Source organism: Streptococcus sp. Marseille-Q7087, assembly GCF_965111935.1.
This window is the reverse complement of record NZ_CBCOPJ010000001.1, coordinates 843,522-855,807: the sequence shown is the minus strand read 5'-3', so window position 1 is coordinate 855,807 and position 12,286 is coordinate 843,522. Positions and strand designations below refer to the sequence as shown.

Below are 12,286 nucleotides of genomic sequence, written 5' to 3'. Positions count from 1 at the left end.
CTATTCAGACTTATCTCGACAAATATTTAAAAATAAGCTTATTCTTCAGACAATGCCAATATACATACTACCGGTATGTATATGTTAAAAACAAACATACCTACGGTATGTATAATAGATTTTTAATAACACACTTAAAGTATGTTATTTATTAATTATAAATTATGTAAGATAATTTATTCAATTGATAATACATAAATAGAAATAAGTATTAACAAGAATGTCATGGACGACTTATTTACTATTTTTTTAAGTGATCGAATAAGTTGAAAATCACCTCCATCATTTCATCAGAAATTAACTGTACCCCTAGACCTTCAAAAGTAAGTTTAATGAAATTCATTTTGCTCTTTAATTCTACTAATGAAAAAACGGAAATTTGAAAACCAATCCAAATATTTAGAGTTAAAACAATTAAATCTGCTAGCTCTTCTGGATATTCTGTTTTAATAGACCCATCTTCAACTCCTTCGTAAACTTTTTCTCTAATTTCGGGTAAAAAATCAGAAAATAGACCTAGATACTGTTCCCCTAACAAACGTGGACTTCTTAGCATGATTGAGGCAGAGTATACGAGCCTTTGGTGTTCAAAATTAGAGAAAGAGTCCATCAAAGAATTTTGTATCTTTTCTAATCCACTATTTCCTCTCCAATTATAATTTAAAATTTCTTGATTATTTTCGCTAATAATCGTTTGCAGTATATCATATTTGGACTCAAAATGATGATAAATGACACCTTTCGTTAATCCTCCTAAGCCATCTATGATATCTTGTATTGACGTATTATCAAATCCTTTTTCTAAAAATAAGTTTTTAGAGACCTCTAGTATTTTTTTTCTAGTTTCATGTGAGTTTCTATTCCTTGCCATTTTAGTCCCTTTCTATCATACCGATGGTATGTAGTTCTATTGTAGTGGAAGTAACTAATAATGTCAAGTTCTTTATTGGAAAATGCAAAAAAGCCTTACAATCAAGGCTTTCCATTATTGATTCATACCAAGTTTTCTATGCTTTTACAAGCAAAGATACACACTCAACATGTGCTGAGAGCTTTCTTCTATACTAATAGACGAAAGGGTGTGAAAATGATTTTTAAATGATACTGTGGAACGGAACAGTAGCCCTAGTATTGACTACTGTCGTTTCTATTCATATTGGCTATTCTAGGACTGAGATGAAAAAATCTATAAATGCTCAGAATAAAATTGAACCCGCAAATCTCCCCAAAACAATGGTGAGTCATGTACTTGTATTATTCCGAAAAAATACACCTCTGGTGCAGTGAGACAAATTGGTGTATCTTATAGTGGCTTCGTAGATGAAAGCTATACTCTACTATCACTCTTTGATGATGTAGAACAAATTGAAAAAGATAATAGACTTCAGACAGCTATTGATGTTGTCAGAGAACAGTTTGGTTTTTTAGCCATACAAAAAGGAACCGTCCTAACTGAAGGTTCCAGAAATATTGAACGCAGTAAACTTATCGGTGGTCATTCCACGGGTGGATTGGAGGGATTAAAATGAAACAAGAAAAAAATACAGTACAATTTTCAGAAATCCGTAGCAAAGGATGTAATGATATTGAAATGCTTGAAAGATTTTTACATGGAATCGTTGAAACAGCAACTTCAAAACTTCGTCAGAGAAAACTCAAAACAACTGAAATATCGATACGACTAGTACATGCTAAATCTGAAAACCGATTACCATTGGAATTTACATTTAGCATTAAGCCAACAAGCTCATCTGTGATAATCTATACTGAGGTAATCAATCGCTTTAAAGAATGTTACACAGGTGGGGGAATTCAAGGTTTTACGATTCAATTTGATAAAAATACCCTTGCCTCTGCATAGAAAGGATTTGATATGATTGACCGTTCATATTTACCATTTCAATCAGCAAGAGAGTACCAGGATACAAAGATGCAAAAATGGATGGGCTTTTTCCTATCTGAACATGCATTAGCACTCTCTGATGATACAAACAAAGTAACGTACATGTCTGACTTATCACTAGAGAAGAAATTATTACTCCTCAGTCAAGTATACGCCGGGCAGCTACGCACACGCATTCAAGTGATTGAAAAAAACAAGCGTGTTTCCTACACTGGAACAATACCAAGTCTGACCAAAGATTTCATTTTGATAAAAACTACAACAGGTCACATCAATTTGAAATTAAAAGACATTATTAGTATTGAACTTGTCGAGGAGGTGCTCTATGAATCAGCTTGAGTTTCAGCGTAATCACCTACAAATGGACTATTATAGCGAGAGCTACCAAGATTTTGAACGTGACTTCTACCGCTACTCTAACATGAATATTCCATTGACCTTCCTAACTGATGATATCCTAAAAACAATGGCGACTTCACGTAAGAATTACTTTGTCCTCAATAAGGAAAAGTCCAGAGATAACCGCGATCACTTCTTCATATTTGAAGTAAGTACCGTAGATGAGAATCCGCTAATCTATCATTATACATATAAGAAAACTACAATATATTTAGCAGAAAAATAGGAGCAGTTCAATTGACTGTTCCTATTTTTAATATTCATAAAATCTAAAGTCTTTATACTCTTTAACAATGGAGTCGCCAACCAGAACAGACTATACTGACCAGCGACTACCTTAAATTTAATGTTTCAGATTTATTTTCTTATCTCTAATTTCATAAACTACATCTGCTACATTTTCGAGTAATCGTTTATCGTGGGTGATAAACACGATAGTTCCGGTGTACTCCTTCATTAGTATTTCCAAAGCCTCTAAACTTGGTATGTCAAGGAAGTTACTGGGTTCATCCATTATTAGGATGTTATATCTACCCATGAGCATTTTAGCAAGCAACAATTTTATAATTTCTCCACCGCTTAAAACAGATAAACTTTTTCCAATATCGTTCTGTTTGAACCCCATAGATGCTAGCACTGAACGAATTTCTGATATATTGTAGTCACAATCCTTCTGCATAAACTCCATAACATTCTGATTACTGTTGTACTTGTAACCATTCTGTGCAAAGTAACCTATTTTTGCCTTAGGCGAAATAGAAATTCCTTCTTCATGGTTTAAGATCATTTGGATTAAAGTTGTTTTTCCGATTCCATTACCACCAGTTAACGCCACTTTTGCTCCTAACGGAATTTGAAAAGATGCATTTTCAAACAGAGCCTTATCCCCAAATACTTTATTAATTTCTGCACCGACTATAGGGTATGGATTATGGAGCTCCAATGCTTTACTTTGCCTGAAACGAATTCTGCGAATGCCTTCCGGAGCTTCTACTTTTCCTAAGGCCGCAATCCTGTGCTCTAGGGTTTTAGCAGCATTATACATCTTTTTTTCCTTACTTCCTATTGATTTTTGATGAGCTAAACGCCCTCCGTCTTCAGTACTTTTTTTCTTTGAAGAACCTTTTGCCTTCTGTTCTATTTTACGAGCCTGTTTTCGCTTTTCCTCCGCAGCCCTTTCCAATCGGGCACGTTCCGCAATAAATTGTTCGTATTCTGCAGCTTGGCTCTTACGTTCTTCCTCTTTCTGACGAAGATAATCAGAATAGTTTCCCCAATACTCAGTGATTTTGCCATCTTTCAGTTCCCATATTTTATCTACTATTTCATCAAGAAAATAGCGGTCATGGCTAATAACTAACAGTGCACCTGTAAAATATTTTAGCTGTCCTATTAGAAAATCAATTCCTTCACGGTCTAAATGGCTCGTAGGTTCATCCGCTAAAATACCATGAACCTGTGCCGATAAGGCCTGTGCTATTTTAAGCCTTGTTTCTTCACCACCGCTCATAGTCTGTATATTTAATTGCTCAACACCTAGCTTGCCTACAAGTGCAAAATCTTTTTCCTCCTGCAGAGTTACTTCGTCCAACTGGGGAATATAGGCAAGTTCACCCAGACGATTCATTTTACATCCTGGGGGAGTTAATTCTCCTAAAAGTACCCTGAGTAAAGTGCTTTTTCCAGCACCATTTGCTCCTACTAAACCAATACGGTCATAATCATATACTTCTAATTCATTTATATCTAAAACATCGCGTCCTTTGAATTCCACACGAATGTCTTTTGCTTTTAATATTAATTCCATAACATTTCCTCCTGTCTATAATCGCATGCTTTCATTTGCTTGTATGCAGGGAAAACCCTGCGATTTTAGCAGGAAGAGTTACATGAAAATAAGATACATAAATATTCCTCCAATATTGTTTATTTTAAATCTAATTTTCTAACCTCAGTTATCATTTGGCAAACTATAGCAATGCCAATAATTAAAATACCTGATAGTAAAAACCAATGATTTACACCGATTTTATCAGCAAAGAATCCAGAAAGAATTAACCCAATTGGCATAGCAAGTGACATGATACTTCCGATCAAAGAAAATACACGTCCTAAATATTCAGGCTTAATTTTCTCCTGAAAAAGAGCTGTTTGCACACCGCTATAAAATGGCACCGAAAGCCCCATTATTGCACAGCAAACTACGAATATTACAAATCCATTTGGAGGAAGTATTCCCGAAACGGCTAAACTGGTCCCCATTATAAAAAATGAACTTGTTATTAGTAATACATGCTTTTCGAAGCCCCCTAATCTTCCTAATAATAAGCCTCCTGCTAGCATCCCAAATGCAAAGGAAATTTCCGTAATAGAAATATGCACAGGCGTTCCATTAAAGTGTTCCATGCTTATTAAAGGAAATAGTGCATTGATTGGCATATAAACAAAAGTATATAGTGTTCCTAAGAGTAATAAGGCAAACAATCCTTTGTTTTGTCTCAGAACCACAACTCCTTCTTTCATCTCCCTTATGAAATTTGGTTCTAAACTTTGCACTTGATTACCCAGCTTAGGTATACGTACAATTGCTACCGTAATAGATGCAATCACAGCACCCAATACGTCGATGGCAATAATAGCATTTAAATCCCAAACGGAGTATAAGAGTGCTGCAACTGCCGGACTAACAATATAGCTTATAGACTGCAAAGACTGACTATAGCCTGCGCATTTCGTTAGCTGTTCTTCTGGTACTAAAAGTGGTGTAACCGCATTGAGTGCTGGGGTATGAAAAGCTGTTCCAATGCTACGGATAAACAATACTATCATAATCATCCAGACAGGTAGCTCCATACAGAATGCAACAATAGCAAGCACTGCACCAGCTGCTGCGATAATTAAATCGGCACCAATCATTATCTTCTTCCTATCATGACGATCCACTAGCACACCAATGGCAGGTCCCAAAATCGCATAGGGTAAAAAACCTACTAATGAAGCCATAGACAAGACCATCGCAGATCCTGTTTTTTCTGTAAGGTAAAAAATAATCGCCATTTGCAGGATGGCACTAGTGATTAATGATACTGCTTGCCCTGCCCATATTGCATAAAATTTTCGTTTCCAATTGTTGTATTTTTCCATTTATATTATCTCCTGCATATTATTTTGCTTGAATTTCTATTTTGAATAGCATTCTAGGCAATAAAAAATGCAGGCCAAACCCCACAATGTGGCTTTTGGTCTGCATACATACAATTTGGAAACATTCATATTAAAGACATAGTTAAATAAAGGTATAGTTAAATAACCAATATCCTCACCGTAACTAATGAATGCTCAATATCGTATAAATAAGCACAACAAAAAAGCCTATCATCGGGTATAGATTCTGCTTTTTTTATTGCCAGCTTATCTTAAACGCATTGAGGCTGTCATAGTTTCGGTTCCTCCTACATCTTTGTTTATATCAATTTATAGTATAACACAACAAGATGATATGTTCAATATAAAAGTTATGGAATGAGACTCATACTTCCAATTCGATGCCAGATTTAAAGGATATGACGAAGTTTTCTTCATAGACTGTAACGCTCTGGATTATCTTCCTTAGTAGCAAGCGATTAGCTTTCACAAAATCTTCTGTTTGTAGTTTTAAAAATTCATCAGGATTTTCTAACTCAACCTCAAAATATTTCATTTTACATTCCCTCATTTCATTTATTGATAAATTGAGTTTGCAAAAAAGAGTGGACAATTTTTGTCTACTCTTAACCTTTAAAATAGTTTTTTTTAATCGATTTGAAGTTGCCTAAATTATTACTTATTCGGTAAAATGAAGTATTGCTTTCAACAGATTTCCTTCAACTACACTTCACTTGATTCAAACAAGGTGGGTACATTTCTATTCCCACAAACTCCTTGTCAATGGAAACAAACACGTACCCACAGGGTAAATGGAAATAGAAACTGATAATTTCTAGCTATCACTTCTACTCATTCCAAAAATTTTCTCACTCTGATACTTACCCACCATAAAGCAAAAAGCCTTGCAATCAAGGCTTTCATTATCCCTTTCGTTCAAAGGTTTCTAAGCTTTTACGAGCAGAGCGACACACTCAGCGGTTCGCTATCTCCGTTCTGTCTGCGTGCTAGCACTTGTCAATCACGGACAGCTATCGCATGGGCGGAAGTAAATGCTAATCTTCGTCGTTTTACTCCTTGACTAGCAAACTTACCGCCTCAACATGGTGAGTTTGCGGAAATAAATCAACCGGCTGGACTTTCTTCAATTCGAAGCCCAACTCTTGATATAGTTTGATATCACGCGCCATGGTTGCGACATTACATGAGATATAGGCGATGCGGTCAGCTCCTGTTTGAGCGCTTGCTTTGATAAAGCTTTCGGTCAAGCCCTTGCGTGGTGGGTCGACCAGGATGGCAGTTGGTTGGATGCCTTCCTTGAGCCAATTCTTCATGGCATTTTCAGCTGTATCACAGACATAGTGGGCATTGGTAATACCGTTCAATTCTGCGTTCTTCTGGCTATTTTCTACTGCTTCTGGGATAACTTCCACCCCGTAGACTTCCTTGACATGCTTAGCGACAGATAATCCAATAGTTCCGATTCCTGAGTAGGCATCAATCACCACATCATCTTCACTCAACCCCGCAAAATCAATAGCTGTCTGATAAAGCTTCTCTGCCATTTCTGTATTGACCTGATAAAAGGCTGGTCCAGAAATTTGGAAGCTATTCCCCAACATTTGATCCGTAATGTAATCTTGACCATAGAGAACTCGCCATTCTTTCCCAAAAATCGCATTTGTATTTTGGTCATTAATATTTTGCATGACAGACACAATCTCTGAGAACTGCTTGATGACTTGTTCAATCAACTGTTCAACTCGGAAAATTTTAGGACGAGTTGTCACCAAGATAACCATAATTTGACCTGAATGATGGCCACGACGTACAACAAGGTTACGAATCAAGCCAGAATGTTCCTTTTCATCATAGGGATTTAAGTCATAGCGACGAAGCAAATCACGTAAAGCCACAATAACTTGATCAATGACTGGATCTTGGATATAAAAATCTTCAAGAGGCATGAGGTCATGCGAATTCTTACGGAAGAAACCAGTCTCCAGAACACCATTGACACGACGAACAGGAACCTGAGCCTTATTACGATACTTGATCGGATTTTTCATGCCAAAAGTATCTGCGACCTCTATATCCATGATTCCAGCAATCTTATAAAGACTGTCTTTTACTTGCTTGGTTTTAAACTTGAGTTGCTCTGGATAAGCTAGATGTCCCAAGTCGGCAATACCTGAACGTAGGTAAGCCAAATCTAAGTCTTGATTACGATGTGGAGATTGCGTAAGGTATTCCTCGACTTTACCAAAGCCAATCTTCTTGTTGACTTTAAGGACTCGCATAAGGATTTTTTCAGTCGGAAGAGCATTCTCTACAAAAAAGACCAAGCCATCTACCTTGGCAACACCTGCTCCTTCATGGGTCAAATCGAAAATCTCAACTTCTACAATATCATTTTTCTTTAACATAATTTTCACTTTCTATAAGCCGACAAAAAAAGACGGCAACAATCCTGTTACCATCTATTATACCATGAATTGACCTAAGCACCAAAACTCTTGAAGAAATCAAGGATAGCTTGCCAAATTGAGCTGAGGATGTTTCCACCGTCTTGAATAGCTTTATTGGCATCAAAGTTTAGATCGATATTACTAAAACTATCACCTGCTTGAGCAACAATGCTTTGTTTCAAATCTTTAAGAGTCTTTGTAAAGTCTTCGTTGTTAAGAATATCGCTCTTTGAAAGATTAAAGGCAAAGTTGATGATGACATTGACTTGGTTGCCTGTAACAACTTGATCCAGTTTGTAGTTCTTCAAGGTATCTTCAACAATCTTACGAACATCGTCCTCAGTAAGTTCGCCTTTAGATTCTTTTGCTTTAGCAATTGCAGCCTTAATATCAGCAAGGGCTACGTTCAGTTTATTGGCATCAAAGCCTGATTTGTCCTTGTTTTCATCGTTAATATCTGACAAGGCCTTGAGCTCTTCCTGAGCCAAGTCTTTATTTTCCTGAGGTAATTTTACACCATTTGACTCAAGGGAATAGTAAATGCCTGCTAGGGCACTTTCACCAGTAACTGGAATTGGTGCCGCAACGGTGATACGCGCGTGCTCCACACCCAAGGTAACAGCCGCATTACGGTACATATCTTGCGTTACTTTAGTGATATTTTCAGGTGTCTCAATCTTGACCTCAAGGGGAGATTTTTCTCCTAATTTTTGAATTTTTGCTGATGAATAAAGTTGAAGACTTGAATCGTTTGCGACATTCATAATTTTTGAGTAGACATCGGGCGTCATGGTCTTCAAGTCTTTAGTATCTTTAGAGGCATCATAGCCTAGTTTTTTTAGTGTTTGATTTTTTTGAACTTCTGTTAGTGAAGAACCCAAGACGTACTCAGGTTGAACATAGGTTTCATCAATGACTTTTTGAACATCAGTAGCTGCCTGGGCGCTTTGCAATGTTGCAACCGCCATAAGAACTGCAGCACTCGTCAGAAAGAATTTCTTTCGCATGAGACGTTCCTCCTTTTCCACTCTAGCATATTAAAATATCCTTAAAGAAAACTTATAAAAGCACCTAGAGATTCTAGATGCTTAAAATAGATTAAAAATTTTCATAATATAGAGATTTAGCTGAACCTGTCTAGAATAATAATAGTTTCCCCCATCGACATAGAGTTCTCCACCCTGAAAGATAGAAATGGGATTGATGTAGCTATAGGTTTTCCCACTTGTATTTCCTAATGTCGGTGCAACTGTATCTCTTGAGTATTGCTTGGCTAGTGCAATCGTATTTTTCTTCCCATTTTGGGCGATAAAATCAATATAAGCAGGTCCAAAGTTATAAGCTTGAATGGCTGTCCAAACATCCACTCCTTTTTCTTGAGCTAGATAGAGATTTTCTGTCAAGGTTTGAACCCCTTGACGAATACTACTTGCATTATCGTTTATGGTATCAGTAGAGCCGCTAGCAGATTCACTTGACTGCATCACATCTCCTTCTTTACCCTTGGTTTCTGTATAGATCATGGCGAGCACAAGCTCTTCGTTTGCTGGCGTATCTCTTTCATTCAAGATTTCACGTACCATGGGTTGGTAGGTCATGACTTGTTTGACATCCTGACGAATGAGATAGGCTTTGTATCCAGCGAAAAGGAAGACTGCTAGTACCAGCACTCTTCGTATAAGTTTAAACATTATTTATTTTGAATATCCTCGATGTTTTTGATTAAGATAGAATAAGTTCCATTATCATTTTGGATGAACTCAACGGATTCCGCATCTTGATAGACATTGTTTGGAACAATAAGTTCAATCCCGTTTGACAAGGAAAGTTTCTGGTTTTCAAATCTCTTTAACTGACGACTGGCATCAATCTCATCAAACTGAACTGGCTCAGGTACTGCTTCTTTGACTCTGTCAATAAAGCTTAGACGAGCAGTAAGATTGTTGTCAAAGAGATCATTAGCTAATTTTTCTGGAGAGAGTTCATTGTTTTCTTCGATATTATTGAAGATTGCTGATTTAACCTTGGATTGAAATTGAAAATCATCCGCATTAAAGGTTTCGGCAATTTTTTGAGCCGTTTTTTCAAGTTCCTTGATAGATTTCTTAGGTGAAATCTTTGGTTGCGCTTGAATAAGATTCTCAGAAAAATAGTTTAAAAAAGCTCCATTGTACTTGATGCGTTTTTCAATCAGGTGATACTTTCGGCTTTGAAGATTAACCACAAGGGCTTCATCAGCACCAGTACCAAAACCTGGTAGATTATTCTGAGTCAGTTTGATTGGATTATCAACCTCACCACATAGGTGTGTTAAGGTTTCTCGCAATGCAATTCGAAGGAAGGCAAAGTGTTCCACTCCTTCTTTTGAAAACTGTACAAAGACCAAATCGTTTGTCTTTTGATTTTCAGATACAGAGAATTCCTCTTTCCATAGATTGGCAATCATCACAGATGTTTCCATTAAATCTTCTGTAATGTTGTTAAAAAATGGATTATCTTCTTCAAAAATCCCAGTTTTGGCATCGTCCGAATACACACGCTCCACTTTTTTACGCAAGTATTCCTCTATTTTTGGAGTGATATTGAGAAACTTATCCGCTAGGAACAACTCTGTGTCATCAAGGCTGAACTGATGGATGATGGCTTTCTTGATATAAATATCCATAAAATATTAGTCCTCGTATAATGGGAAGGCATCTGTCAAGGATTTGACTGCACTTCTCACTTCTTCTAAGACAGCTTCGTTTTCTGCATTCTTAAGTGCTTTAATAATAAGTTCAGCAACTTGACGGCTTTCTTTTTCACCAAATCCACGAGCAGTAATTGCTGCCGCTCCGATACGAATACCACTAGTCTTAAATGGTGACAAGGTTTCGTAAGGGATTGAGTTTTTATTAAGGGTAATGTTGACCTCATCCAATAAGTTTTGAGCTACTTTTCCACTTTCTACAACCTTAGTGACATCCACTAGGAAGAGGTGGTTTTCAGTGCCACCAGAGATAATACGGAAATCAGGGTCTTTCAGGAATACTTCAGCCATAGCCTTACTGTTCTTGATGACGTTAGCAGCATATTCCTTGAAGGCTGGATCCAAGACTTCTTTGAAGGCAACAGCCTTAGCAGCAACAACGTGCTCTAATGGTCCACCTTGGATACCTGGGAAAATGGCAGAATTTATCTTCTTAGCAAGGTCTTCGTCATTGGTCAAAATCAAACCACCACGTGGTCCACGAAGGGTTTTGTGGGTCGTTGTTGTTGTAATATGTGCATAAGGAACTGGACTTGGATGAAGACCTGCAGCAACCAAACCAGCAATGTGCGCCATATCAACCATAAGTTTAGCACCAACAGCATCTGCAATTTCACGGAATTTTGAAAAATCAATAATTTGAGAATAGGCTGAGGCACCAGCTACGATTAGTTTGGGTTTTACTTCTTGGGCTTGTTTCAAGATGACATCAAAGTCCAGAAGTTCTGTTTCAGGATCAACGCTGTATGAAACAAAGTTGTAAGTTTGACCTGAGAAGCTTACAGGAGCCCCGTGAGTCAAATGACCACCTGCAGCCAAATCCATCCCCATAACTGTATCACCTGGCTCAATCAAGGCCATGTATACTGCACAGTTGGCTTGACTCCCTGAGTGGGGTTGTACATTAGCAAACTTTGCTCCAAAAATCTCCTTCGCACGTTCAATAGCTAGAGTTTCGATAATATCTACTACATCAGTTCCACCGTAATAACGACGTCCTGGATAACCTTCGGCGTATTTATTAGTCAAGATAGACCCTTGAGCAGCCATAACAGCTTTAGAAACTACGTTCTCTGAAGCAATTAATTCAATATTATTTTGTTGGCGTTCCTCTTCTTTGGCAATGGCATTCCAAAGATCCGCGTCATAGGCTTTAAAATCATCTTTGTCAAAAATCATAGGTCTTCTCCTTTTATTAATTTAATGAATCGTTTCTGAACTTTATCGCAGGTATATCCAACCTTTTCGTAAAATACATGCGCACCTGTACGATGGTCTGCAGAATTTAAGCGAATAAAGTTATAGTCACGGTCTTTTGCTTCTTGTTCCAAGCCTTGTAGTAAAGTTTTCCCGATACCTTTTCCTTGCATTTGGGGCAAAACAGCTAAAGCTAGGATATTAAAACCCGGTTTTGAATAAAGGGATTCATAAACTTCAGCATGTACATAGCCAAGCAAGTCATGGCTGGACGAATCCTCGAAACCTAGTAAATAGTGATGAGAGTCTTGAGACAACTTAGCAAATTGACTAGCCGTTTCTTCAGGACTAAAAGCATAACCTAAAGCTTTTCTGTTAATCTCACAAATAGATGCAACATCTGTTGCTTTCAAATCACGTAGCATA

At 37.3% G+C, this 12,286-nt stretch carries 14 protein-coding genes; 4 read left to right on the top strand and 10 right to left on the bottom strand.

Annotated features, from left to right (window positions below; genetic code table 11):
- Positions 1-241 precede the first annotated feature (241 nt).
- Positions 242-871 carry a TetR/AcrR family transcriptional regulator gene (locus ACWPVF_RS04450; protein WP_454384940.1) on the bottom strand — a complete coding sequence of 210 codons (630 nt, stop codon included), beginning with the start codon at positions 869-871 and terminating at the stop codon, positions 242-244.
- Positions 872-1,283: 412 nt separating this feature from the next.
- Between ACWPVF_RS04450 and ACWPVF_RS04445 the strand changes: the two genes are divergently transcribed.
- From ACWPVF_RS04445 to ACWPVF_RS04430, 4 genes are read left to right on the top strand one after another with little or no spacing between them, the layout of a single operon-like run.
- The gene (locus tag ACWPVF_RS04445) at positions 1,284-1,529 is read left to right on the top strand and encodes a hypothetical protein (protein ID WP_004236330.1); all 246 of its coding nucleotides are present in this window, start codon (positions 1,284-1,286) and stop codon (positions 1,527-1,529) included.
- Entirely contained in the window at positions 1,526-1,861 is a 336-nt protein-coding gene (locus ACWPVF_RS04440; RefSeq protein WP_000806926.1) for a DinB/UmuC family translesion DNA polymerase, read from the top strand. Before ACWPVF_RS04445 ends, ACWPVF_RS04440 begins: the two co-directional genes overlap by 4 nt.
- Positions 1,862-1,873: 12 nt before the next feature.
- Complete coding sequence (locus tag ACWPVF_RS04435; RefSeq protein WP_316447150.1) at positions 1,874-2,242, top strand: hypothetical protein; 369 nt, start codon at positions 1,874-1,876, stop codon at positions 2,240-2,242.
- Entirely contained in the window at positions 2,229-2,528 is a 300-nt protein-coding gene (locus ACWPVF_RS04430) for a DUF5960 family protein (protein WP_001072467.1), read from the top strand. The genes ACWPVF_RS04435 and ACWPVF_RS04430 overlap by 14 nt, the downstream gene beginning before the upstream one ends.
- Positions 2,529-2,645: 117 nt before the next feature.
- Here the strand turns inward: ACWPVF_RS04430 and msr(D) are convergent, their stop codons facing one another.
- From msr(D) to ACWPVF_RS04385, 9 genes are all read right to left on the bottom strand, one after another.
- Positions 2,646-4,109, bottom strand: coding sequence for an ABC-F type ribosomal protection protein Msr(D) (gene msr(D) / locus ACWPVF_RS04425; protein WP_000420313.1), 1,464 nt, complete (start codon positions 4,107-4,109; stop codon positions 2,646-2,648).
- A gap of 119 nt (positions 4,110-4,228) precedes the next feature.
- Positions 4,229-5,446 (bottom strand): macrolide efflux MFS transporter Mef(A), encoded by a 1,218-nt coding sequence (gene mef(A), locus ACWPVF_RS04420; protein WP_000417519.1) that lies wholly within the window; start codon positions 5,444-5,446, stop codon positions 4,229-4,231.
- 385 nt (positions 5,447-5,831) lie between these two features.
- On the bottom strand, positions 5,832-6,002 hold the full coding sequence (locus ACWPVF_RS04415; protein ID WP_000873143.1) for a hypothetical protein: 171 nt from the start codon (positions 6,000-6,002) through the stop codon (positions 5,832-5,834).
- A gap of 514 nt (positions 6,003-6,516) precedes the next feature.
- The gene (gene rlmD, locus ACWPVF_RS04410) at positions 6,517-7,872 is read right to left on the bottom strand and encodes a 23S rRNA (uracil(1939)-C(5))-methyltransferase RlmD (protein WP_454384928.1); all 1,356 of its coding nucleotides are present in this window, start codon (positions 7,870-7,872) and stop codon (positions 6,517-6,519) included.
- 74 nt (positions 7,873-7,946) lie between these two features.
- Positions 7,947-8,921 (bottom strand): DUF1002 domain-containing protein, encoded by a 975-nt coding sequence (locus ACWPVF_RS04405; protein ID WP_454384926.1) that lies wholly within the window; start codon positions 8,919-8,921, stop codon positions 7,947-7,949.
- A gap of 81 nt (positions 8,922-9,002) precedes the next feature.
- Complete coding sequence (locus tag ACWPVF_RS04400; protein WP_454384924.1) at positions 9,003-9,605, bottom strand: lysozyme family protein; 603 nt, start codon at positions 9,603-9,605, stop codon at positions 9,003-9,005.
- The gene (locus ACWPVF_RS04395) at positions 9,605-10,579 is read right to left on the bottom strand and encodes a nucleoid-associated protein (RefSeq protein WP_454384922.1); all 975 of its coding nucleotides are present in this window, start codon (positions 10,577-10,579) and stop codon (positions 9,605-9,607) included. Before ACWPVF_RS04395 ends, ACWPVF_RS04400 begins: the two co-directional genes overlap by 1 nt.
- A 6-nt stretch (positions 10,580-10,585) precedes the next feature.
- Positions 10,586-11,842 carry a serine hydroxymethyltransferase gene (glyA, locus tag ACWPVF_RS04390; protein WP_454384920.1) on the bottom strand — a complete coding sequence of 419 codons (1,257 nt, stop codon included), beginning with the start codon at positions 11,840-11,842 and terminating at the stop codon, positions 10,586-10,588.
- On the bottom strand, positions 11,839-12,285 hold the full coding sequence (locus ACWPVF_RS04385) for a GNAT family N-acetyltransferase (protein WP_414307771.1): 447 nt from the start codon (positions 12,283-12,285) through the stop codon (positions 11,839-11,841). Before ACWPVF_RS04385 ends, glyA begins: the two co-directional genes overlap by 4 nt.
- Position 12,286 lies beyond the last annotated feature (1 nt).

What these genes read in the sequence shown, in the direction of transcription:
- glyA (WP_454384920.1), bottom strand. Translation starts at nt 11,842, where the DNA reads ATGATTTTTGACAAAGATGATTTTAAAGCCTATGACGCGGATCTTTGG.
- ACWPVF_RS04450 (WP_454384940.1), bottom strand. Translation starts at nt 871, where the DNA reads ATGGCAAGGAATAGAAACTCACATGAAACTAGAAAAAAAATACTAGAG.
- ACWPVF_RS04395 (WP_454384922.1), bottom strand. Translation starts at nt 10,579, where the DNA reads ATGGATATTTATATCAAGAAAGCCATCATCCATCAGTTCAGCCTTGAT.
- ACWPVF_RS04430 (WP_001072467.1), top strand. Translation starts at nt 2,229, where the DNA reads ATGAATCAGCTTGAGTTTCAGCGTAATCACCTACAAATGGACTATTAT.
- ACWPVF_RS04415 (WP_000873143.1), bottom strand. Translation starts at nt 6,002, where the DNA reads ATGAAATATTTTGAGGTTGAGTTAGAAAATCCTGATGAATTTTTAAAA.
- ACWPVF_RS04440 (WP_000806926.1), top strand. Translation starts at nt 1,526, where the DNA reads ATGAAACAAGAAAAAAATACAGTACAATTTTCAGAAATCCGTAGCAAA.
- ACWPVF_RS04385 (WP_414307771.1), bottom strand. Translation starts at nt 12,285, where the DNA reads ATGCTACGTGATTTGAAAGCAACAGATGTTGCATCTATTTGTGAGATT.
- ACWPVF_RS04400 (WP_454384924.1), bottom strand. Translation starts at nt 9,605, where the DNA reads ATGTTTAAACTTATACGAAGAGTGCTGGTACTAGCAGTCTTCCTTTTC.
- rlmD (WP_454384928.1), bottom strand. Translation starts at nt 7,872, where the DNA reads ATGTTAAAGAAAAATGATATTGTAGAAGTTGAGATTTTCGATTTGACC.
- ACWPVF_RS04405 (WP_454384926.1), bottom strand. Translation starts at nt 8,921, where the DNA reads ATGCGAAAGAAATTCTTTCTGACGAGTGCTGCAGTTCTTATGGCGGTT.
- ACWPVF_RS04435 (WP_316447150.1), top strand. Translation starts at nt 1,874, where the DNA reads ATGATTGACCGTTCATATTTACCATTTCAATCAGCAAGAGAGTACCAG.